This window comes from Pseudomonas sp. Pme6b, assembly GCF_058129925.1.
This window is the reverse complement of the sequence record NZ_CM176704.1, coordinates 4,779,894-4,801,085: the sequence shown is the minus strand read 5'-3', so window position 1 is coordinate 4,801,085 and position 21,192 is coordinate 4,779,894. Positions and strand designations below refer to the sequence as shown.

Annotated in this window: 20 protein-coding genes and 1 pseudogene; 6 read left to right on the top strand and 15 right to left on the bottom strand. The window is 59.3% G+C overall.

Features of this window, described 5'->3' with window-relative positions:
- From AC4ANE_RS21785 to AC4ANE_RS21760, 6 genes are all read right to left on the bottom strand, one after another.
- Positions 1–921 carry an ABC transporter permease gene (locus AC4ANE_RS21785; RefSeq protein ID WP_002552371.1) on the bottom strand — a complete coding sequence of 307 codons (921 nt, stop codon included), beginning with the start codon at positions 919–921 and terminating at the stop codon, positions 1–3.
- Entirely contained in the window at positions 914–2,023 is a 1,110-nt protein-coding gene (locus AC4ANE_RS21780; RefSeq protein WP_002552372.1) for an ABC transporter permease, read from the bottom strand. The genes AC4ANE_RS21785 and AC4ANE_RS21780 overlap by 8 nt, the downstream gene beginning before the upstream one ends.
- Before the next feature lie 9 nt (positions 2,024–2,032).
- The gene (locus AC4ANE_RS21775; protein ID WP_002552373.1) at positions 2,033–3,142 is read right to left on the bottom strand and encodes a BMP family ABC transporter substrate-binding protein; all 1,110 of its coding nucleotides are present in this window, start codon (positions 3,140–3,142) and stop codon (positions 2,033–2,035) included.
- A 15-nt stretch (positions 3,143–3,157) separates the two neighbouring features.
- Positions 3,158–4,963, bottom strand: coding sequence for an allophanate hydrolase (gene atzF, locus AC4ANE_RS21770; RefSeq protein WP_002552374.1), 1,806 nt, complete (start codon positions 4,961–4,963; stop codon positions 3,158–3,160).
- A gap of 249 nt (positions 4,964–5,212) precedes the next feature.
- Positions 5,213–5,593: a glyoxalase superfamily protein gene (locus AC4ANE_RS21765; protein WP_002552375.1), complete on the bottom strand. Its 381-nt coding sequence runs from the start codon at positions 5,591–5,593 to the stop codon at positions 5,213–5,215.
- A gap of 98 nt (positions 5,594–5,691) precedes the next feature.
- On the bottom strand, positions 5,692–6,171 hold the full coding sequence (locus AC4ANE_RS21760) for an Lrp/AsnC family transcriptional regulator (protein ID WP_002552376.1): 480 nt from the start codon (positions 6,169–6,171) through the stop codon (positions 5,692–5,694).
- Between the two features lie 163 nt (positions 6,172–6,334).
- On the opposite strand from AC4ANE_RS21760, the gene AC4ANE_RS21755 reads away from it, so the two are divergent.
- Positions 6,335–6,955, top strand: coding sequence for a LysE family translocator (locus tag AC4ANE_RS21755; protein WP_002552377.1), 621 nt, complete (start codon positions 6,335–6,337; stop codon positions 6,953–6,955).
- A gap of 49 nt (positions 6,956–7,004) precedes the next feature.
- Here AC4ANE_RS21755 and AC4ANE_RS21750 read toward each other — a convergent pair whose 3' ends face one another.
- On the bottom strand, positions 7,005–8,426 hold the full coding sequence (locus AC4ANE_RS21750; RefSeq protein WP_002552378.1) for a sugar porter family MFS transporter: 1,422 nt from the start codon (positions 8,424–8,426) through the stop codon (positions 7,005–7,007).
- Positions 8,427–8,736: 310 nt separating this feature from the next.
- Between AC4ANE_RS21750 and hmpA the strand changes: the two genes are divergently transcribed.
- The 3 genes from hmpA (at position 8,737) to AC4ANE_RS21735 (ending at position 11,183) form a co-directional block, all read left to right on the top strand.
- Positions 8,737–9,924, top strand: coding sequence for an NO-inducible flavohemoprotein (gene hmpA, locus AC4ANE_RS21745; protein ID WP_031595633.1), 1,188 nt, complete (start codon positions 8,737–8,739; stop codon positions 9,922–9,924).
- An 88-nt stretch (positions 9,925–10,012) separates the two neighbouring features.
- Positions 10,013–10,429 (top strand): ester cyclase, encoded by a 417-nt coding sequence (locus AC4ANE_RS21740; protein WP_002552380.1) that lies wholly within the window; start codon positions 10,013–10,015, stop codon positions 10,427–10,429.
- Between the two features lie 127 nt (positions 10,430–10,556).
- Positions 10,557–11,183, top strand: a complete 627-nt coding sequence (locus tag AC4ANE_RS21735) for a glutathione S-transferase family protein (RefSeq protein WP_002552381.1) — start codon at positions 10,557–10,559, stop codon at positions 11,181–11,183.
- 180 nt (positions 11,184–11,363) lie between these two features.
- Here the strand turns inward: AC4ANE_RS21735 and AC4ANE_RS21730 are convergent, their stop codons facing one another.
- The 8 genes and pseudogenes from AC4ANE_RS21730 to AC4ANE_RS21695 form a co-directional block, all read right to left on the bottom strand.
- Positions 11,364–11,525 carry a DUF2986 domain-containing protein gene (locus AC4ANE_RS21730; RefSeq protein WP_002552382.1) on the bottom strand — a complete coding sequence of 54 codons (162 nt, stop codon included), beginning with the start codon at positions 11,523–11,525 and terminating at the stop codon, positions 11,364–11,366.
- Between the two features lie 66 nt (positions 11,526–11,591).
- Complete coding sequence (locus tag AC4ANE_RS21725; RefSeq protein WP_002552383.1) at positions 11,592–13,337, bottom strand: OPT family oligopeptide transporter; 1,746 nt, start codon at positions 13,335–13,337, stop codon at positions 11,592–11,594.
- A gap of 204 nt (positions 13,338–13,541) precedes the next feature.
- Entirely contained in the window at positions 13,542–14,027 is a 486-nt protein-coding gene (locus AC4ANE_RS21720; RefSeq protein WP_031595635.1) for a P-loop nucleotide/nucleoside kinase family protein, read from the bottom strand.
- Positions 14,028–14,170: 143 nt separating this feature from the next.
- Positions 14,171–15,126: pseudogene (locus AC4ANE_RS21715) on the bottom strand (alpha/beta hydrolase).
- A 53-nt stretch (positions 15,127–15,179) separates the two neighbouring features.
- Complete coding sequence (locus AC4ANE_RS21710; RefSeq protein WP_011167980.1) at positions 15,180–16,199, bottom strand: transketolase family protein; 1,020 nt, start codon at positions 16,197–16,199, stop codon at positions 15,180–15,182.
- Positions 16,196–17,044 (bottom strand): transketolase, encoded by an 849-nt coding sequence (locus AC4ANE_RS21705; RefSeq protein ID WP_005743283.1) that lies wholly within the window; start codon positions 17,042–17,044, stop codon positions 16,196–16,198. The genes AC4ANE_RS21710 and AC4ANE_RS21705 overlap by 4 nt, the downstream gene beginning before the upstream one ends.
- A gap of 18 nt (positions 17,045–17,062) precedes the next feature.
- On the bottom strand, positions 17,063–18,364 hold the full coding sequence (locus tag AC4ANE_RS21700; protein WP_044323372.1) for an MFS transporter: 1,302 nt from the start codon (positions 18,362–18,364) through the stop codon (positions 17,063–17,065).
- Between the two features lie 100 nt (positions 18,365–18,464).
- Positions 18,465–19,214: an SDR family NAD(P)-dependent oxidoreductase gene (locus AC4ANE_RS21695; protein ID WP_002552388.1), complete on the bottom strand. Its 750-nt coding sequence runs from the start codon at positions 19,212–19,214 to the stop codon at positions 18,465–18,467.
- 188 nt (positions 19,215–19,402) lie between these two features.
- On the opposite strand from AC4ANE_RS21695, the gene AC4ANE_RS21690 reads away from it, so the two are divergent.
- Both AC4ANE_RS21690 and AC4ANE_RS21685 read left to right on the top strand, forming a co-directional pair.
- Positions 19,403–20,320: a LysR substrate-binding domain-containing protein gene (locus AC4ANE_RS21690; RefSeq protein WP_002552389.1), complete on the top strand. Its 918-nt coding sequence runs from the start codon at positions 19,403–19,405 to the stop codon at positions 20,318–20,320.
- A gap of 108 nt (positions 20,321–20,428) precedes the next feature.
- Entirely contained in the window at positions 20,429–20,833 is a 405-nt protein-coding gene (locus tag AC4ANE_RS21685; RefSeq protein WP_002552390.1) for an SDR family oxidoreductase, read from the top strand.
- Positions 20,834–21,192: the final 359 nt, after the last annotated feature.

Below are 21,192 nucleotides of genomic sequence, written 5' to 3'. Positions count from 1 at the left end.
TCATCGCGTCAGGCTGAGCTCGCCAGGTGCGCCGTTCAGGGTGCGACCACGGCGGCAAGTGGCATACATCACCACCAGCGTCAGCGCATAAGGTGCTGCGGCAAACAGGTAGTAGCCGGTGCTGATACCGACCGCTTGCAGGGCCGGGCCGATGGCTCCGGCAGCGCCGAACAGCAACGACGCCCACAGGCACGCCAGTGGACGCCAGCGGGCAAAGATCACCAGCGCGACGGCCATCAATCCTTGCCCGCTGGACAGCCCTTCATTCCAGCTGCCGGGGTAGTAAAGCGACAGGTAAGCGCCGCCTATTCCGGCCAATCCGCCGCCGACCGCTGTCGCCAGAATGCGCACCTTGAGCGGTCGATAGCCCAGCGCCTGAGCGGTTTCGGCGTGGTCTCCGACCAGGCGCAGCATCAGCCCCCAGCGTGTGGTGCGCAGCCCCCAGTGCAGTACGAATGCCAGCGCTGCGCCGACGAAGAACAGCACATTGATTTTCAGCGCCGAACGCACCCGTTCTTCGTCGCTCCAGGCACCCAGCGCCAATGAAGGCAGCATGGGCGCTTGCGGCTGGATAAACGCCTTGCCTAGAAAAAACGCCAGCCCGGTGCCGAGCAGAATCAGCGCGATGCCGAACGCGATGTCGTTGACCCGAGGTAACGAGCACGCCAAGCCGTGCAGCAGCCCCAATAAAATGCCGACCCCGGCGGCAGCGCCAAGGCCCAGCCACGCCGAGCCGCTCAGGCACGCCACGGCGTATCCGGACATCGCGCCGGCAACCAGAATGCCTTCCAGCCCCAGATTGATCCGGCCACTTTTCTCGGTCAGGCATTCGCCCAGGCTGACGAACAAAAAAGGTGTGCCGACGCGGATAGCTCCGGCTAGCAGGGCGAGGAGAAAGGTAGTCAGGTCGATATCAGCCATGTTGCAGTGCTCCCTTGTCGAGTGACGCGGGCGACGCCGTCAGCCTGATCTTCCAGGCGGCGATACGCCCACCCAGGGCTTCCCAGAGCAGCAGATTGGTGAACAGCAGACCTTCAAGAATCAGCGTGGTGGCGTCTGGCAGGCCAAGCCGTCGTTGCAGCAGCCCACCACTGGCTTCCAGACCACCCAGCAAAATGGCACAAACGATAATGGCCAGCGGATGATGGCGTGCGGCAAAGGCGACCAGGATGCCGCTGGTGCCGTAGCCGGCAATCAGCGCGGCGTTGGCGCTGCCCTGCACAGCAGTGACCTCGAACATTCCGGCCAGACCCGCTGCCGCGCCGCCCAGCAGGCAACTAAGCAGGATCAAGCGGTCTACCGGAAGACCGATCATCAACGCCGTGCGTACGTTGCCGCCGACCACGGCGAGGGCAAAACCCTTGATGCTGTGGCGCACCAGCACATAGGCCAGCAGACACGCGACCACGCCCGCCACCAGTCCCCAATGCACCTCGAAACCGTCGCTGATCGTGCCGAGCCTATAGGCATCGTCCAGCGGTGGAGTCGAAGGCTTGTTCAGGCTTGCCGGATCGCGTAACGGCCCTTCCACCAACTGCCGGAACAGCGCCAGAGCGATGTAGGAAAGCAGCAGACTGCTGATCGTTTCGTTGACTCCGCGACGCTGGCGCATCCAGCCACTCAGACCGATCCACAGCGCGCCGACGCTCATTGCGGCCAGGGCCATGCAGACGAGCATCACCCCGGGTGACAAAGGGCCGAGCCACAAGGGTGTCACTGCCGCTGCCAGACCGCCCAGTACCAGCGCGCCTTCGCCGCCAATAATGATCAGCCCGGCCCGGGCGGGCAGGGCCACACAGAGTGCGGTCAACATCAATGGCGCTGCACGCTGCAAGGTATTTTCCAGGGCGAACCATGAACCAAACGCGCCTTCGCCGACCAGTTGCAGGGCTTGCCAGGCAGGTTTGCCCTGAACCGCCAGAAACAGCCCGAACAGCACGCACGAGGAAAACACCGCCAACACCGTAGGCAGCCCCGGCAACAGCGCGCTGGCGAGGCGACGCAGACTAATGGATAGGCTCATGAACATTCCTCAGAGCTGGCCAAGTACACCTTCGACCAGGTAATTCATGCTCTCCAGGGCGATGTCGGTCTGGCCTTGTGACACACCATCGGCAATCACCACTGCGCCTTTGTTGTCCTTGAGCGGGCCTTTGAAGATCACGAACTGCCCGGCCATCATTTGCGCCTTGATGGCATCCGCTTTCTGTTTGGCGTCGTCTGTTACCGCAGGCCCATAGGCGGAAGTCTTGACGAAGCCTTCCTTGAGCCCGCCACGCAGGAAGTTGATCATCGGCGCGCCGCTCTGGGCTGCCGCGACATGGGCGCGATAAGGTGTTTCCCAATTCCATTCGGCACCGGTCAGGTAACCTTTTGGTGCCAGCGCGGCCTGGCTGGCGTGGTAGCCACAGGTCATCACACCGCGCTTTTCAGCCGTCTCGACGATCACCTTGGGGCCGTCGACATGACAGGTAAGTACGTCACAGCCCTGGTCGATCAGGCCGTTGGCAGCTTCTGCTTCCTTGACCGGCAGCGACCAGTCACCGGTGAAGATCACCGTGGTCACGATGCTCGGGTCGACCGAGCGGGCACCCATGGCGAACGCGTTCAGGTTGCGCAGTACCTGAGGCACAGGCTTGGCGGCCACGAAACCGAGTTTTTTGCTCTTGCTCATGTGCCCGGCTATCACGCCGTTCAGGTATTGCGCTTCGTCGATGTAACCGAAAAAGCTGCCCGCGTTGATCGGGTCCTTACCTTTCTGCCAGAGGCCGCCGCAATGCGCGAAGCGCACGTCCGGGTACTTTTTCGCGACCTTGACCACATGCGGCTCGAAGTAGCCGAATGAGGTCGGGAAAATCAGTGTCGCACCGTCCTGACGGATCATGGCTTCCATGGTCTTCTGCACGGCCACGGTTTCCGGGACGTTTTCCTCTTCGATCACTTTGACGTTGGGCAGCGTCTTGATGATGGCTGCTGCTTGGGCGTGGGCCTGGTTGTAGCCAAAGTCGTCGCGAGCGCCGACGTAGATGAAACCCACCACCAGCGGCGCGTCGGCTGAGTAGGCACGACCAAACGGCAGTGCTGCGCTCAGGCCGATAATGCCTGCCAACTTGATGAAACTGCGACGATCAACGTTCGACATGCGTGCTACCCCTGATCAATGAGCGATGGAAGATGTGTGCGCGGCGCGGTAGGCGCGCCAGCCTTTGAAATCAGTGATGTCCAGCGCGCCCTCAAGGCCGGCTGGCTCACAGATGAAACCCTTGACCCACTGGCCGTCGGCCAATTGCAGAGAACCGATGCCCAATGGCGCGGGAATCGCGGCGACGAAGGCCCCGAACAGGTTCAGCGGCATTTCCCAGACCTCGACTTCGATGCGCTCGCCCTGTTCAGGCACACGCACCAAGCCCGGCTTCGGTGGCGAAGTCCCGGCCAGTGCATACAACCGGTAATCTGCGCTGGTGGTTGTGGTACGCAGCAGACGGGCACTGCCTTCGAGCAATTGCCAGTTGAGCGGCTGGCCGACGAGGTGCGCGCCGACAACCGCGACCTGCACGACAGGGCTGTTGCGGGGCAGGGGTGCCATCGCGACGGCTTCGCTCTGGTCTGCCTTGCCGAAGAGTGGCTGCCAGGCTGCGGCTATTTCTGCCAGGCGTTGGTCGGCACCAGCGGGGCCGATCAGCGTGATGCCTGCAGGCAAACCGTCGGCACGGCGCTCTGTCGGGACGGCGAGGGCGCACATATTCATCAGGTTAACGAAGTTGGTGTAATAGCCGAGCTGTGAATTGAGCTCGACCGGGTTGGCGAGCACTGCATCAATGGTCGGCATGCAGGGCGCCGTCGGGACCACCAGCACATCGACCCCGGCCAGCAATTGCTGGGCTGTTCGCGTCAGTTCCGCCAGTCGATAGCGGGCATTGAATGTGTCCACGGCATCAAACGAAGCGGCGCTCTGCAGGATGCCGCGCACCACTTGATGAATATCGTCAGCATGGGTGGTAAAGAATCTGCCTACTGCTGCCCGCCGCTCGGCCACCCATGGGCCTTGGTACAGCAGGGCCGCGGCCTCGGCGAAGACATCGAAGTCGATGGGTTCGATAGTCACCAGCGGGTCGCTTTGCAGGGCTTCCAGGGTTTTGATGTAAGCCGTTTGCGCCTGAGCATCACCGAAGAACTCGCAGTGCCTTGGCACCGCGACACGCCGAGCCCTGCGCTGCACCGCCAATGCCTGCACGGCCACACTGGCCGGGTCGAGCGGATCGTAAGCCGCGATGACCTGCGCCACTTGCCAGGCTTGTAGCACATCCCCGGCAAATATCGACGGGCAGTCCAGCGTGCGGCAGGCAGGCACGACGCCTCGGCTGCTGAACAGGCCAAGGCTGGGCTTGAGCCCCACGATACCGTTGAAACCGGCGGGTACTCTGCCTGATCCTGCCGTGTCCGTGCCCAGTGCAAAACTCACGTAGCCACGCGCGACGGCAACCGCCGAGCCGGAGCTTGAACCGCCGCTGACGTAGGCCGGGTCGTGGGCATTGCGCACGGCCCCGTAGGGCGAGCGGACACCCACCAGACCGGTGGCGAATTGATCGAGATTGGTCTTGCCCATCAGTATCGCGCCACTGTCGAGCAGTAGCTGGACGACGTGAGCATTTTCCTTGGGCGTGTAGGCGAAAGCCGGGCACGCAGCCGTGGTCGGCATTCCGGCCACGTCAAAATTGTCCTTGACCGCAAACGGCACGCCGAACAGCGGCAGTTGCTCATAGACCGAATCGCCCGCTTCTGCGGCAATGCTTTCCAGTGTCTTCGCCCTTTCAAGAAGCTGCGTCACGGGCACGCGATGAATCCAGACTTCCGCCCGGTCATCCGCATCGATGTGCGCCGTCAGGGTTTGCACAAGTGCCGTCAGGGTTGTTTGACCTGAATGTAACGCCGACTGAAGTTGGGAAATATCGAGTGCGGTCATAGTGGTGTTCATTCATGTATACAAGATGAGCTGGCACGTTTGCACGTTATGGGCCAAGGTTGACCGAAGGCGGATTGGCAGGGGATTAAAGGCTGTTAGCGAAGTTTTTTGACGCAGTCATGCGTCATCTTTGCGCTTGAACGCGGCAATGTGCACAACGATGGATCACGGCATATCCATTGTGCAGGCAGTGGTGGCGTCAGCCGGACAACCGGTTTATCGGTCTCCGCTGACGTTAATGCGTTTGCCTCAACTCTGGCAGAACCTGATGCGGTTGCCGAACGGATCGCAGACTTCAAGTACCTGGCCCCAGCCCTGCTGAACAATGTCGGGTCGTGCATAACCGTACTGCTTGCCAAGCAGCTCATCGCGCAATTGCTCGATGTTTTGAGTGGGAATAAACACCGCAGCCCCCGGACAGGCGTCGCCGTGATGTTCGGAAAGGTGCAAATGCAGGCCATTGCGGCTGATCCCCAGATACAACGGCAGATCGGCCTCGAAACGATGCTCGAATTCGACGCTGAAACCGAGAAAGTCGAGGTAGAACTCACGCGCTTTGCGTTCGTCGAACATCCGCAGGATCGGGATGGCACTGTCGAAAGTCACAGTGGCTTGCTCGGTCGTGGACATGACTATTCCTTTATTGAAAACGATCGATTGTTTGATGTTTGCAGGCGATGCATGTTTGCTGACCCGAACTTGCCATCCAGGGCCTAAGCCTGATGCGGTCAGGCCGCAGGTTTGACCGGAAATGAGACGAAAGGCTTTATCTCCTTCAAGACGAACATGCTCTGCATCTCTTTAATCCCGGGGAGCCTTCTGACCACCGTCATGGCGAAGTCGGCAAAAGAATCCAGGTCGCGTGCCACCACCTGAAGCAGAAAGTCGGCATCTCCGCCGATGCTGTAGCACGCCACGACGTTCTCCAGTTGCATGACTTCCTGCTCGAATTTTCTTGCCTCGGCTTCACTGTGAGAGTCGATGCTGACCCGAATGAACACCATGACACCCAGCCCGATCTTGCGACGGTCCAGCACCGCTCTGTAACCCAGCACATAGCGATGCTCTTCAAGTTGTTTGACCCGTCGCCAGCAGGGCGAGGCAGACATGCCGATCTGATCGGCCAGGGTCTGATTGGTGATCCGGCCGTCCTGTTGCAGGGCCGTGAGGATCCTCATATCAATTGAGCTTAACGTCGGTGAGGTCATAAATACCGTTACTCCGCCTGGATGGGGAAACTTATACCGATTTCAGCCGCTCAGCCAGTAAGAACAGGTGATTTTTTCCGGCTTCAAGCGCGTAGTATTTTTGAACATGGAGCTTGAGCAGGCTCTGTATTCAAGCTGGCTGTTACATTTCAAGGAGTGCTACATGCTGGATCTGACTCAGGTTCTTACGTACTCGGCAGCGCTGGGCATTGCCGCAGCCATTCCCGGCCCTGGCATGGCTGCGCTGGTTGCGCGCAGTGTCAGTGGCGGTGCGCTGTCAGGCTTCTGCCTGCTGGCCGGTCTCATCCTGGGGGATCTGACCTATCTGTCATTTGCGGTATTCGGCCTTGCAATGATTGCCGAACACTTCAATGCGTTGTTTCAGGTCGTGCGTTGGGGGGCCGCGATTTATTTGTGCTACCTGGCCTGGCAGTTCTGGTTCGCAGACCATCAAGCCATAGAAATCGGAAAATCAGCAAAGAAAAAAGAGTTGCTGTCTGCGGTCGCTTCAGGATTGACCATCACCTTGGGCAACCCCAAGACCATTGCCTTTTATCTGGCGCTTTTACCGTTGGTCATCAATCTCGAAACGGTTTCTTTGCAGACGTGGGGGTTGGTTCTGGTGCCGCTGACTGTACTGGTACTGCTGGGGGTAGGGGCAGTGTTCATATTTGCCGCATTGCGCATTCGACATTTATTGTCGAGTGAGCGTGCTCAAAGGAAACTGTTTCGCGGTGCGGCAGCAATCATGGTAGCGGCGGCAGCGTCGATGCTGGTGCGCTGATCTGCCTGGAGGGTAGATGAGGCCGTTGATGGCCTCATCCGGTCAGCCGTTACAGCTCCTTTTTCAGATGCTTCTCGATCTGCTCAAGCGATTTGCCTTTGGTTTCCGGAAGGCACAGGAAGACAAATATCAACGAGCCGACGTTGATGGCCGCAAAGATGAAGAACGTCGGGTTGCCGATGGTATCGACTGCAATCGGGAAGGTGAATGCCACCGATGCGTTGAACAGCCATTGCATCGATACCGCTGTGCCGGTCAGCAATCCGCGCACCTGCATCGGGAACAATTCCGACATCAGCAGCCAGTAGACCGGCGAGATGCACATCTGCATGAACAGCAGGAACACCAGAATGCAGGCGAGGGCGGTGTAGCTCTGGGTCAGGTTCTGCGGCATGAATTGCAACACGCAACCCAGCGCTGCCTGCATCAGGATGACCATCACCAGCCCGGTCATCAGCAAGTGCCGACGGCCATAACGGCCAATCGCCCAAATGCCGAGCAGGGTCGCGATAACCGATACCACGCCGTTGCCGATGGTGGCGGTCAGCGCGGCGTTGGTGCCCATGCCGGTATTCTTGAGAATGATCGGGGTGTAGTACATAAAGGCGTTAACGCCTGTGAGCTGCGCGGTAAAGCCTAGACCGATGCCGATCAGCAACAACTTGATCACCCAGCCCTGACGCAGCAACTCCCTGGCTTTCGGGCGGTGACGAGCCTCCTCGTCCTGCGCTTTCATCTCGTCCACTTCGCGCTGCGCATCCTGCTTGTTGGTGCGCAGTTGCTCCAGCACATCCTGCGCTTCATCGAAGCGGCCTTTGGACGCCAGCCAGCGCGGCGACGGCGGTACGAAGAATGTACCGACCAGCAGCAACACTCCCGGGACCATGGCGATGGCCAGCATGTAGCGCCAGATGCCAGGTGTGTGCAGCAGAGCGGCCATGACCGCGCTTAGAACGTAGGCGAGCAACTGGCCGCTGACGATCATCAGTTCGTTACGGCTGACCAGTCGCGCACGACGCGACGGCCCGGCGATTTCGGCAATGAACACCGGCACCGTAGCCGAGCCGCCACCCACTGCGATACCCAGCAGGAAGCGCGCAGCAACCATGAACGGAATGGAAGGCGCGATGGCCGTGCCCAGTGCGCCAGCAATGAACAGCACCGACAACAGGCGCAAGGTCAGACGGCGTCCGAAACGGTCGGAGATGTAGCCGCTGGCAAGCGAGCCAAACGCAGCGCCGACGATCAGTGAGGCGGTGATCATTCCTTCGCTGTAGGCATCCAGGCCCAGCCCGCCCTGATCGGTGGGGAGCGTCATGAAAGGCAATGCACCGGCGATGATGCCGGTGTCATAGCCGAACGCCAGCGCACCCATGGTGGCCACGAGCACGGATATAAAAATGAGTCGATTCGGTGAAGCGCTTTGCCGACCTTGCGGATCGGCCGCTGCTGAGGTGCTACTTGAAGACATGAATCTGAAGTCCTTCGTTTGAAACCAGCGTCGCGCCAGTACGTAGATGTCAGGCTTAGGGCGATGTGTTGCGCGCTAGTTCCCTACAAACCCGGTCGGGATTGAATTCTTGAAGGCGCTCTGCGTGCGAGGATGGCTGAAACGATTAACTGCGTCTGGTCATAATGACCATATTTTTCCATTTTTTTGGTCAATAAGACTCAGTCTTTTTGACTGGTAAGTCTGCTATTAATTGATTTTAAAGAGGTTTTTATCTGGCACGCGCGTTGCTCTGACTCCATGAACGAAACTGCACACTCTGGAGTGGATCATGCTCAGCACTGCCCATCGCGACATCATCAAAGCCACCGTACCGATCCTTGAAACAGGCGGCGAGGCACTGACCACTCATTTCTATCGCATCATGCTCGATGAATATCCTCAGGTTCGTCCGCTGTTCAATCAGGCCAACCAGGCTAGTGGCGCACAGCCACGGGCGCTGGCCAATGCGGTGTTGATGTACGCGCGCAATATTGATCGCCTCGAAAACCTCGGGCCGCTGGCGGCGCAGATCGTCAACAAACATGTCGCGCTGCAGATACTGCCGGAGCATTATCCGGTTGTCGGTGCCTGCCTGCTGCGCGCCATTCGCGAAGTGCTGGGCGCAGAGATCGCAACGGATGCAGTGATCGATGCATGGGCTGCGGCGTATCAGCAACTGGCTGACATGCTGATCAATGCCGAGCGCGATGTGTATGAAAGCATCGCCGCAGCACCGGGTGGCTGGCGTGGCGGACGGCTGTTCAAGGTTGTTCGCAAGGTGCCGGAAAGCAGCGAGATCATGTCGTTCTACCTGCAGCCTGTTGATGGTAAACCGGTCATCGCGCACAAGCCCGGTCAGTACATCGGTATCCGGTTGAACACCGAAGGCGGAGAAATTCGTAGAAATTACTCGCTCTCTGCGCCTGCCAACGGTGTGAGCTATCGCATCAGCGTCAAGCGAGAGCAGGGGGGCGTTGCGTCCGGTTACCTGCACGATCAGGTCGCAGTGGACGACACCGTAGAATTGTTCCCGCCCTCTGGCGAGTTCGTGCTTGTCGAAGGCAGCAAACCGCTGGTACTGATCAGCGGCGGTGTCGGCATCACCCCGACGCTGGCCATGGCGGAAGCGGCGTTGCAGGCAGGTGGCCGACACGTCGTGTTTATCCACTACGCGCGTAATGCCAGCGTGCAGGCGTTCCAGGCGGTCATTGATGATTGGCGCGAGCGATATGCGCAGTTTGCGGCGCACGTGGTTTACAGCGAAGCTACGGCCGGTGATGTACCGGCAAATACCGTGACGGGGCTTGCTTCGACGGAGCATCTGCAGCAATGGTTGCCGGAGGACACGGATGTCGAGGCATACTTTCTTGGTCCGAAGCCGTTCATGGTGTTCATCAAGCGCGCGCTGCACGAGCTGGGTGTTCCGGACCGGCAGAGCCATTATGAGTTTTTTGGTCCGGCCGAGGCGTTGGCCTGAGCGCATTCAGATGCGCAGAAGCGCATATCTTTTGAAGCATCCCCTTAAAAAGGCTGCTTCAAGTATTTTTTGAACAGGAGGGCGCACCATGAATCTGGCCGAGCAATATCGAGCTTACATCGCCTGTCTTAACGAACGCCGCTGGCAGGATCTCGGCGATTTCGTCGACGACGATGTGCAATACAACGGCGAGCGGATCAGCGTGGCCGGCTACCGGGCGATGCTGGAAAACGACGTCAGGATTATCCCTGACCTGCGTTTCAACATTGACTTGCTGGTGGTTGAGGCGTCACAGGTTGCTGCCCGCCTGATATTCAACTGCTCGCCGCAGGGGCGATTTCTGGGGCTGGATGCGCATGGCCAGCGTATTACCTTTTCTGAAAACGTGTTCTACACATTCAGCGACGGCAAGATTGTCAGCGTCTGGTCGGTCATTGATAAAGCCGCAGTGGAGCGAGAACTTCGTGGCGGGCCAGCGGCCGTCTCCAGTGACAGAGGCGCCTGAAATTTTCATCGGTGCCTAGCTCATCAGCGCAGTCTTTCCGGCACGCTCGTGGAAGTAACAGCATTTCAGGGCACTCCCCGGTGGCAGCGCAGTCTTTTCTAGACACTTTCACCCCGCGGAGCCCGACATGATCACTGTCCACCACCTGAACAACTCACGTTCGCAGCGCATTTTGTGGCTGCTCGAAGAGCTCGACCTGCCCTACGAGATCAAGCGTTATCAGCGCGACCCGAAAACCAACCTTGCGCCACCCGAGCTCAAGACCGTGCATCCGCTGGGCAAATCACCTGTCATCGAAGATGGCCCGCATGTCGTCATCGAGTCCGGTGCCATTGTCGACTACCTGATTCGCCGTCATGGCGACGGTCGTCTGCAGCCGGACCCGGCCAGCGCTACCTACGATGAGTACGTGCAATGGCTGCATTTCGCGGAAGGCTCGGCCATTCTCCCGCTGATGCTCAACCTGTACGTAGGACGTCTGGGTGACGCTGGCGCACCGCTGCATCCGCGAATCCAGTCAGAGCTGGCCAATTATCTGGGTTACCTGAACGACTCTCTGGGGTTGACGCCTTATCTGTTGGGAGAAGATCTGAGTGGCGCGGATATTCAGATGAGCTTCATTGGCGAGTTCGCCAAGGCTCAGGGAATGCTGCAGCCGTACCCGAATGTGACGGCGTGGGTTGAAAGACTGCAGAGCAGGCCTGCGTACCGCAAGGCTTTGGAGCAGGGTGGGGAATATTCTTTCGCCAAGTAACCGCCATGCCAGAGGCGTTTGCGCCGCGCATAGTCACGAGAAGTGTTCTCCCGGACACCTCTCGTTCCCATGCTCCAGCGTGGTAACGCAGCCCGGAACGGCATGCGACGCGGAGCGCCGCACGATAGTTGCGATGATCGTTCCGCACGCTCTGCGTCGCCAAGGCGCGTACGTTGCCGGTCAGCCTTCGGACAGGCTTATCGAGTCCTGATCCGCTTCGGCCGCCAGCTTCAAGCGGTCGGCCTTGCTGATGTATTTGGCCTTGCTCTGCGGGGCCAGTTTTGCGCTGGCCTTTTTTGCGTGGGCTTTCAGTAGCTGCTGTATTTTTTTACGACGATTCATGCTCTTCAACTCGCTTGCAGATGCGTGGATGATACCAGCTGGAATATCTGCTCATACACGCGTCGATTACCCTACGTTTCCAACCATCTGCCACAGCGACGCCCCGACACCGGTGATGCTCTCTCCGGCAATCAGGCCTGCCGCTGCGGTAATGGCGAAGCGTTCTGTAAGGGACGGCCAGCGACAGTTCACCAGCCAGGTGAGCACCGCGCCAAGGGCCATCATCAGAGATACTGAGGCTGGCAGGACAAAAGCCAGGCCCAGGGCGGCGGCGCTCGGCATGTACCGGGTGCGATGGGCGGGTAACGTGCTGTCGAGGATGCCCAGCAACAACCCCGCCAGCCCGCCGATGAAAATTGCCCAGCGGATACTCGCTGACAATGAATCCAGGCCGTGGGTCAGCGTTTGCGCGACGGCTTTCCAGGTGGCTACCGCCGGGGCGGGCCATTCTTCGGTAAGCAGCATCGATTGCGGGTCCGGGATCAGCGCCATGTAAGCCAGGACGCCGACGATGCTGCCGACGAAAATCCCCAGTGTCTGGGCGATCAACTGTTTACGCGGTGTGGCGCCAATCGCCCGGCCGACCTTGAAGTCGTTCATCAGGTCCGTGCATTGCCCGGCAGAACCTCCGGCCGTGTTGGCGCTCATCAGGTTGATCGGCACCTGCCCGGGCGCGACGATGCCGAAGCTCAGTTGGGATAACTGCCCGATTGCCCCAATGGGAGGAATGCCGGTGGCACCGACCACTCGAGCCGCCACGGCCGCCAGGCAGATTGCCAGGGGAATGGTCAGCAACGCCATCCACAGGTTAATGCCGAACAACAGCGCCTGCAGGCTAACGACCAATATGATCGCCAGTACGAAACCGGCGGCAGGCCCTGCCTTTGGCATTGACCACGTCGTCCCGCCACTGGCTCTGGTGGATTTGTGCAGTGCCCACAAACGAATCACCAATGAGGCCAGGGTCGAGCAGACCATCAGGCTTACACCCGGCCACAGCAACCATTCCACCAGTGCTGCGAACTGCGGGCCGCTGCTGTCGGCCGGTAATATCACCAGCCCCTGTTCCAGCAGCCACGGCCCCACGCCGCCCCAGGCCAGCAGAGCACCGAGCAGCAGGGTCATGCCGACGCGAATGCCGATAATTGCGCCAAACCCCACCAGCAGCAGCGAAGGGTCGGCGGTAAAGGTCAGACGCTCCAGGTGAGCGCTCGGCGACCAGCGCGGGAAGGCCCATATGAACGTGTCGACCCACTTGGCCAGCGCAGACAGCAACGCGGTGCTGAGCAGCACCTTCAAGCGTATTGCGGCTTCGCGCCCATGGTTGTAGATGTGTAGCAGGGTTTCCAGAGTGGCCATGCCTTCGGGAAACTTCAGCGACTTGTCGTTGAGCAGTGATGGGCGCAAGTACCAGGCAATCCAGATCCCCAGAAAACTTACCGAAAAGACCCAGGCGATCATCGGGACGGCATCCAGTTGCTGACCGGTCAGCAAGGTATAAGCCGGAATCGGCGCGACCAGCCCACCGGAAATGATCGACGCAGCCGCCGACGCCACGGTCTGATTGATGTTGCTCTCATGCAGCGTCCACGGTAGGTGCGCGGACGAACGCTTTGACAGGCCTTGCCATATCGCATAACCGATCAACAAGGCGATGATCGACATATTGAACGACCAGCCAATCTTCAACCCGGAGTACACATTGGAAGGTGTCAACAGGATACCGAGCACGACCCCGGTAATGACCGCGCGCAGACTAAGTTCACGCTCGACAGGACTGGCAAGAGGGATCGATGGCGAGGTTGAAAGCATGCGAGTTCCTTTCGGCAATGAGACAAGGCAACCTATAAAGTGAGCGTCATATCGGCCGAAGGTTCATATGGCAGGCTTCGTTGTTGAGTGGCGTTAAGGCATCCGTTTGTCCCGATCTTTGCCGACCGGCTACGCAGGGTGCCTGTTGCGGGAGCATCAGAAATCAGACTCTTAGAAGGACATCGCCACGCGCCCTCTGATGAATTACAGGCGGTGAACCAGAATATCCAGCCCCTCGCCAGTGTGTGGAGTCTGGAAGTAGCGCGTGATCAGCCTGAACTCCGCATCTGTAGCCGCAAAGTCATGCTCTGCTGTTTCGTTACGAGCATGCAGTCTGGCAAGGCAAATATCATCTTCCACATCGAGATAGTGCAGTCGATGCTTAACCTGAGCGTCTTCAGCCAGGCTGCGAAGCCATTGGCGGTCTGCAAGCGTATTGGCTGGGAAATCCAGAACCACGCACATGCCGGACTTCAGCATGTCGATGACCAGAGGGCCGATGATGTCGCGAATCCGATGGGCCAGACGCACGTAGTCCGCCACTGATTTGATCTCGTCAGGGTAGAGCCGAGAGAGCCATTGATCTTCACTGAGCAGGATCGCTGAATGCTCGGTCGCGATTGATTTTGCCAGTGTCGATTTACCGGATGCGATCTTGCCGCACAGCAGGTGAAGTTTCGTGGCGAGCATCAAGGCGTGTCCCTTTTCCAGTCTTAAGGTGTGCATTCCTGAGCAGAGGCGAGGCCGTGACCCTGCGGGAGCCTCTCAGCCAAGCACATTCAGCGCATCATTGAAATGGCACTCGCGATCGTCACCGCAACATGCGCGTCATTCTAGTCGCATAACCCTGCGGCGATCATCCTGCGAACGGCGCGGGCAATATCTTGCGTCGCCTGTCCGGTCTGCTCGCCTGGCAACTGATCGAACATATGCGGCACGCCTGGATAGACGTGCATTTCAACAGGCACTCCCGAACGCGACAGGGTCAGTGCGAATGCCAGGTCCTCTTCAAGAAACAGATCGAGTGCGCCAACGCAGATGAAAGTGGGCGGCAGATCGCTCAGGTCGGTGGCCAGTGCGGGGGAGAACAGGGTCTTGCGATCATCGTCCAGTGCGTAGGCACCGCGCAGGCTTTCCCAGCAAAAATGATTGGCCTGGCGCGACCAGCTGAAAGTGCCGGTAGTCGGGTTGGCTGGCGGAGCGTCAGGCGCGCCAGTGCGGTGATCGAGCATGGGGTAGATCAGCACCAGACCGGCGAGTGTCCGCAGCCCTTTGTTTCTTGCCAGCAGAGCGAGCGCGGCAGCAAGCCCGCCGCCGGCGCTGTGGCCCATGATCACCAGGTTACCGGTGTTCATGCCCAGCGTCGGCCCGTGGCTGAATATCCACTCCAGCGCTGCGTAACAGTCTTCCAGCGGGATCGGGAATGGATGCTCGGGGGCGAGCCGATAATCGACAGCGACGATGATTGCCTTGAGCTCGACGGCTAGCTCTGCGAGGTAATCATCGGCCATCTCCGGGCTGCCCAGAACAAAGCCGCCACCGTGGATATACAGGATGACGGGGGGGGGGTGGGGTGTTCAAGCGGCGGGCCGGGCCGGTAAAGGCATAACCTGATGCCGACGTCCGAAACGCCTGTGGTCCAGTGCTGCTCGCTACGGGCCGCAGTGGCTGCCGTCCAGGCGGCACCGACGCGAGCCCTGATCCCGGGCAGGGTCTGATGTGTCCAGCTACCCGCAGGCTCATCCATGAACGAGTGATAGGCCGGGTCCAGCAATTCATTTGCGTTCAACGGTTGTCCCCGATGCGCAGGAGGTAGGAAAGTGCCCTGTGCACCTTCAGTGCCTAGAGCCAGGCTTTGATCTGCGTGCAGACTGCCGGCGTGGAAATGCCATAACGATCATGCAGTGTAGGCAGCGCTCCAGCGTCGAGAAAAGCGTCCGGCAGGGCGATCTGCCTGAAGGTCGGTGTAACGCCATTGCGCAGCAACACCGTCGCCACTGCTTCGCCCAGCCCGCCGATAATCGAGTGGTTTTCGGCGGTCACCACCAGACGGCCTGGTTTTCTGGCTTCCGCCAGAATGGTCTGCTCGTCCAGCGGCTTGATGGTCGGCACGTGCAGCACCGCAACATCGACACCGTCGGCCTGGAGTGCCTTGGCCGCTTCCAGGGCACGCATGGTCATCAGGCCGGTGGAGATGATCAGCACGTCGTTGCCGGTGCGCAGGGTCTTGGCTTTGCCGATCTCGAATGTGTAACCGTATTCGTCCAGCACCAAGGGCACGTTACCGCGCAGCAGGCGCATGTACACCGGGCCCTGATGCGCTGCGATCGCAGGGACCGCCTGTTCTATTTCCAGTGCATCACAGGGGTCGACGATCATCAGGTTGGGCATGGCGCGAAAGATCGCCAGGTCATCGGTGGCCTGATGGCTGGGGCCGTAGCCGGTGGTCAGGCCCGGCAGGCCGCAGACGATTTTGACGTTGAGGTTGTCCTCGGCAATCGCCATGCAGATGAAGTCGTAGGCGCGACGCGAGGCGAACACCGCATAAGTGGTCGCAAACGGTACGAAGCCTTCCCGAGCCATGCCCGCAGCCGCGCTCATCAGCAACTGTTCGGCCATGCCCATTTGGTAGAAACGTTCAGGGTGCGCTTTGGCGAAGATATGCAGGTCGGTGTATTTCGACAGGTCAGCCGACAGCCCGACGATATCCTGACGTTGCTCCGCGAGCGCCGCCAATGCATGACCGAACGGAGCCGGGCGGGTGGCCTGACCCTCGGAGGCGATGGACGCGATCATCGCCGAGGTAGTGAGTTTTTTCTTCGGGGCAACGGACGGAGCCGAGGTGTTATTGGCAGAGCTCATACGGTTTTCCCCTCGTCGAGGTTGTTCAGTGCGACGTCCCATTCGTGCTCATCCACGCGGATGAAGTGGGTCTTTTCACGGGTTTCCAGAAACGCCACGCCCTTGCCCATTTTCGTGTCGCAGATGATGACCCTGGGCTGAGCGCCGACGTGTTGGCGGGCCGCGTCGAAGGCTGCGACCAGTGCGTTCAAGTCGTTGCCGTCGACGCGCTGGGTAAACCAGCCAAACGCCTGCCAGCGATCCACGATAGGTTCGAAAGCCAGCACTTCACTGGAGTGGCCATCGGCCTGCTGGTTATTCACATCGACGATCGCGATCAGGTTGTCGAGTTTCCAGTGCGAGGCGGACATGGCCGCTTCCCAGGTCGAGCCTTCGTTCAGCTCGCCGTCCGACAGCAGGTTGTAAACGAAAGATCTTGAGGCCTTGCGCTTCAGCCCCAGGCAGGCACCTACCGCAATGCCCAGACCATGACCTAGCGAACCGCCGGTTATTTCCATTCCGGGGGTGTAAGTCGCCATCCCGGACATGGGCAAACGGCTGTCATCCGAGCCGTAGGTTTCCAGTTCATCGAGCGGGACGATTTCCGCCTCTATCAATGCCGCGTACAGCGCAATGGCATAGTGGCCGATCGACAGATAAAAGCGGTCGCGCTGCTCCCATTCAGGGTCTTCAGGCCGATAGTTCAGCGCGTGAAAATAGGACACGGCGAGCAGGTCCGCAGCGCCCAGTGCCTGTCCGACATAACCCTGGCCCTGAACCTGGCCCATGCGTAATGCGTGCCGGCGAATGTTATGGGCACGCTGCGCCAGCGAGGTTGAAGGCGCAGATAAAGTAGTGGCTGTCATGGTGATTACTCCGTTGACTCAACGATTGACCGAGGCGGCAGGGATGCGCAGCACCAGATAGGCGCCGATGAACAGCACGCCAGTAATCAGGTACATGCCAATGGCGCTTGAGCCGGTCGTGGTGGTGATCCAGCCGATCAGGTAGGGCGAACAGAAGCCCGCGAGATTGGCGAAACTGTTGATTCCGGCGATCCCGGCGGCCGCCGATACCCCGCCCAGCAGGGTGGTAGGCAGCATCCAGAACAGCGACGATGCCGAGAGAATGCCTGCTGCGGCGAGGCACAGGCTGAGCACCGACAGCAGCAGATTGCCGCCGAACAGCGCTGCCAGGCTCAGCCCGAGCGCGCCTGCGATCATCGGCCCGACCAGGTGCCAGCGGCGTTCTCGATGCTTGTCGCCGCTGCGCCCCATCAACAGCATCACGACGATTGCGCACAGGTAGGGAAGGCTGGTCATCAGGCCGATATGCAGCGGGTCGGAAACGCCTGCATTGCGAATCAGCGTCGGCAACCAGAAGGTGATCGCGTACTGGCCCATCACCACGCAGAAGTAGATGCATGCCAGCAGCCACAGACGCTTGTCGCGAATGAAGGCGCCTACCGACGCGTGTACCACTTTCTGGCTGTTGTCCTCTTGCAGTTCCTTGTTGACCAATTCCTTTTCTTCAGCAGACAGCCATGTCGCCTGATGCACGCCATCCTTCAGATAGCTCAGTACCAACAAGCCGACGATCACCGTCGGGATCGCTTCAAGGACGAACATCCATTGCCAGCCGGCCCAGCCATGAACGCCTGCGAAGCGGGTCATGATGTAGCCCGACAGCGGACCGCCGATCATGCCGGACAGCGGGATGGCGATGAACCAGAGCACGGTCATGCGCGCGCGGCGATAAGAGGGGAACCAGTACGTCAGGTACAGCAGCAGGCCCGGTGCCAGACCGGCTTCCGCCACGCCGAGCAGAAAGCGCAGGGCATAGAACTGCCAGGCGGTTTCGACAAAGGCGAAGAGGGCGGAAATGATGCCCCAGGAGATCATGATGCGGGCGATCCAGCGTCTTGCCCCGACGCGATGAAGGATCAGGTTGCTGGGCACTTCGCAGAGGAAATAGCCGATGAAGAACATGCCGGCACCGAGGCCGTAGACGGTCTCGCTGAACGACAGGTCGTTCATCATCTGCAGCTTGGCGAAGCCGACATTGACACGGTCCAGGTACGCGCACAGGTAGCACAGCATCAGGAACGGCATCAGTCGCCAGGCGGTCTTGCGGTAGGCATTGGCGCGCGTGGTCGACACCGCGTCGAGGGTCATGGTGGTTATCATGATGGTCTGATCTCTTGTTTTTATAGACCGCCAGGCATTCGCCCGGCGTATCGTCGATCCAGAACAAACACGGGCTGTTTGCCAGCCCGTCCACACGCGGTCAGTGAATCAGCATGCCGCCGTTCACATCCAGCGTGATACCGGTGAGATAGGACGACAGGTCGCTGGCCAGAAACAGCGCGGCATTGGCCACGTCCTGCGCTGCGCCCAGGCGGCCCAGCGGAATGCCGTCGATGATCGCGTGGCGTCGCTCATCCTGCATCAGACCGCCGGTGATATCGGTATGAATCAGGCCGGGGGCGATGGAATTGACACGCACCTGATCAGGCCCGAATTCACGTGCCATCGCCTTGCCCAGCCCCAGCACGCCGGCTTTCGCTGCACTGTAGTGAGGGCCACCGAAAATGCCTCCGCCACGCTGGGCGGAAACCGAAGACATGCAGACGATGCTGCCCGAGGATTGGGCGCGCATGGTCGGGATCACCGCTTGCGACATGAGCAGAGTGCCGCGCAGGCTGACGTCGAGCACCTTGTCGTAATCGCCAGGGCGGATGTCCAGAGTCTTGATGGGCTGTGTGATACCCGCGTTATTCACCAGAATGTCAATACGACCGTAGTGCGCGATGATTTTGCTGACGGCTTCGTGAACCTGTTTTTCATCGGCGACGTTGGCTGCCACGCCCAAGTGGCCTTCACCCAACGCGGCAGCGGCATCGTGTGCAGCGGATTCGTCCAGATCGATAATGACCACGCGTGCGCCATGGCGGGCGAACGTGACCGCGGTTGCGCGACCGATACCGCGCTCCGACGCCGCGCCGGTGATGACTGCGATTTTGCCTTGAAGAAGCATGAGGGATACCTCTGATTATTGTTGTTGGGTTCGATTCGGGTGATCGATGACTTCAGAGTGTTCCCGGTGCCGGTTCTGAGCAATGCCGCAAAAATCACTGGGTGCTGAAAAAAATTCACCTCTCGTCAATCCGCAATACCAGTGGTTGAATGCATGAAACTCGAATAATCGGACACATCGGAGTGTTCATGCAGCCTGATGACGATGCACCTCTGAGCCTGCCACCGCTGAAAGCGCTTCAGGCCTTCGAACAGACTGCCCGCTTCGGCAATCTGGCCAGAGCAGCCGAGGTCCTGGACCTGACACCCTCGGCAGTCAGTCACCAACTGGCCAGACTGGAGGCTTTGATCGGACGGCAATTGTTCGTCCGGGCCGCGCGTGGTGTCACGCTCACGCCGGTCGGCGAGCAGTATCTGAAAGATGTCTCGGGGGTGTTGCACAGCCTTGCCGTCGCGACCGAACGTGCGGCAAGCGATGTCAGTCTCGATTGCTTGCGCCTGCATTCCGCGCCCAGTTTCGGGCTGCTCTGGCTAATGCCGAGGCTGGAGGCGTTTCGGGTAAGCCACCCGGATATCCAGATCAACCTGTCGTGCTCTTATGAGTCGCTGCATTTCAGCCGGGACAAGATCGATGTCGATATCCGTCATGGCAGACCAAACTGGCCGAGCTACGAAGTGCGCACCCTGCGTGACGAGAAATTCGCTGTGCTGGCGTCTCCGCAACTGCTGGCGCGTCGCCCGGTGCACAGCGCAGCGGACTTGCTCGACCGCGAATTGATTCTCTCCGAAGCCACGTTGCTCAAATGGCCCGAATGGTTTGCCCGGCATGGACTGGCTCGCCCGGAAAAGCCTTATGCGCTGAGTTTCGACCGTTCGTACATGACGCTGGAAGCCGCCAGTCACGGCTTGGGTTTTGCGCTGGAAAGCACCTTGCTGGCGCAAAAGTATCTGGGCACTGGCGAACTGATCGAAGTTGCGCCTCAAGAATTGACTGCACCGGTTGCAGCGCATCATCTGGTCTTTCCCAGGGCCCATTCCGGCTTCCCCAGAGTCAGAAGATTTCTTGAATGGATGGAGCATGAGTTAGGGCAGGGGTTTGTGTTTTGAGCCGCCCCGCTTATGTTTTAGCCTCTTTGCCAAGCGTGAGCATGGCATAGGGCATGGCTTCATTCTCATGCGGTCTGAATAAGCCTCACCATGGAGATGTCATCATTTATGGAAAATAAACTGGTTTCCAGGACCGCAGTCGTTACCGGCGCGGCTCAAGGCATCGGTGCCGCCATTGCAAAACTCTTTGTGCAACAAGGCTGCTTCGTTTACGTCACTGATATTAACGACGACCTTGGTAATGCGGTTGCAGGCAACTCGATTCATCCAGCGGCCATCCTCACCCCCATGTGGGAACCCATGTTAGGTAGCGATGCCGGTCGTGAGGAACGAATGGCTGCGCTGGTTCAAGACACTCCGCTCAGGCGATTCGGAATGCCTGAAGAAGTGGCCGCTCTGGCCTTGCTGCTCGCGTCGGATGACGCCACCTACATCACGGGCAGTGAGTTCAACATTGAGGGTGGTCTGTTGGCTGGGACGGCTGCTACTCCGGCAGTCCTGAACGACAGCTAAACTAGGGACATTAAGATCGCGCCTGCGAAAGACAGTTTTTTACCGATTCTGTTGAATAAGTCGTCTACCAATGATCAGCCCGTTTGAGAAAACCAGTTTTTTCAACACAGCCGGCCCAAAGCTGCCCTTCGCGGGGAAAAAAATCATGGCTAAGTGCTACCGGTCGCAAAATACCGCAGCGGTGATGCTTGATAATCGTTTTTCTGAGAGACTGAAATTCGACAAATACGAAAAGAGAGTCGCGCTTCAGTAACTCTTTTCCTCCTTCAATTTGAACCACGCCGCGGAACAGGATTCTGCGGCCGTTGGGAGATCCGTTTGCTTAATGTCCCCAAGGATCTGATCGGTGATGACCGCCT

What these genes read in the sequence shown, in the direction of transcription:
- AC4ANE_RS21780 (WP_002552372.1), bottom strand. Translation starts at nt 2,023, where the DNA reads ATGAGCCTATCCATTAGTCTGCGTCGCCTCGCCAGCGCGCTGTTGCCG.
- AC4ANE_RS21730 (WP_002552382.1), bottom strand. Translation starts at nt 11,525, where the DNA reads ATGAATCGTCGTAAAAAAATACAGCAGCTACTGAAAGCCCACGCAAAA.
- AC4ANE_RS21705 (WP_005743283.1), bottom strand. Translation starts at nt 17,044, where the DNA reads ATGACAGCCACTACTTTATCTGCGCCTTCAACCTCGCTGGCGCAGCGT.
- atzF (WP_002552374.1), bottom strand. Translation starts at nt 4,963, where the DNA reads ATGACCGCACTCGATATTTCCCAACTTCAGTCGGCGTTACATTCAGGT.
- AC4ANE_RS21695 (WP_002552388.1), bottom strand. Translation starts at nt 19,214, where the DNA reads ATGCTTCTTCAAGGCAAAATCGCAGTCATCACCGGCGCGGCGTCGGAG.
- AC4ANE_RS21765 (WP_002552375.1), bottom strand. Translation starts at nt 5,593, where the DNA reads ATGTCCACGACCGAGCAAGCCACTGTGACTTTCGACAGTGCCATCCCG.
- AC4ANE_RS21690 (WP_002552389.1), top strand. Translation starts at nt 19,403, where the DNA reads ATGCAGCCTGATGACGATGCACCTCTGAGCCTGCCACCGCTGAAAGCG.
- AC4ANE_RS21725 (WP_002552383.1), bottom strand. Translation starts at nt 13,337, where the DNA reads ATGCTTTCAACCTCGCCATCGATCCCTCTTGCCAGTCCTGTCGAGCGT.
- AC4ANE_RS21750 (WP_002552378.1), bottom strand. Translation starts at nt 8,426, where the DNA reads ATGTCTTCAAGTAGCACCTCAGCAGCGGCCGATCCGCAAGGTCGGCAA.
- AC4ANE_RS21720 (WP_031595635.1), bottom strand. Translation starts at nt 14,027, where the DNA reads ATGCTCGCCACGAAACTTCACCTGCTGTGCGGCAAGATCGCATCCGGT.
- AC4ANE_RS21735 (WP_002552381.1), top strand. Translation starts at nt 10,557, where the DNA reads ATGATCACTGTCCACCACCTGAACAACTCACGTTCGCAGCGCATTTTG.
- AC4ANE_RS21760 (WP_002552376.1), bottom strand. Translation starts at nt 6,171, where the DNA reads ATGACCTCACCGACGTTAAGCTCAATTGATATGAGGATCCTCACGGCC.
- AC4ANE_RS21775 (WP_002552373.1), bottom strand. Translation starts at nt 3,142, where the DNA reads ATGTCGAACGTTGATCGTCGCAGTTTCATCAAGTTGGCAGGCATTATC.
- AC4ANE_RS21700 (WP_044323372.1), bottom strand. Translation starts at nt 18,364, where the DNA reads ATGATAACCACCATGACCCTCGACGCGGTGTCGACCACGCGCGCCAAT.
- hmpA (WP_031595633.1), top strand. Translation starts at nt 8,737, where the DNA reads ATGCTCAGCACTGCCCATCGCGACATCATCAAAGCCACCGTACCGATC.
- AC4ANE_RS21740 (WP_002552380.1), top strand. Translation starts at nt 10,013, where the DNA reads ATGAATCTGGCCGAGCAATATCGAGCTTACATCGCCTGTCTTAACGAA.
- AC4ANE_RS21685 (WP_002552390.1), top strand. Translation starts at nt 20,429, where the DNA reads ATGGAAAATAAACTGGTTTCCAGGACCGCAGTCGTTACCGGCGCGGCT.
- AC4ANE_RS21710 (WP_011167980.1), bottom strand. Translation starts at nt 16,199, where the DNA reads ATGAGCTCTGCCAATAACACCTCGGCTCCGTCCGTTGCCCCGAAGAAA.
- AC4ANE_RS21785 (WP_002552371.1), bottom strand. Translation starts at nt 921, where the DNA reads ATGGCTGATATCGACCTGACTACCTTTCTCCTCGCCCTGCTAGCCGGA.
- AC4ANE_RS21755 (WP_002552377.1), top strand. Translation starts at nt 6,335, where the DNA reads ATGCTGGATCTGACTCAGGTTCTTACGTACTCGGCAGCGCTGGGCATT.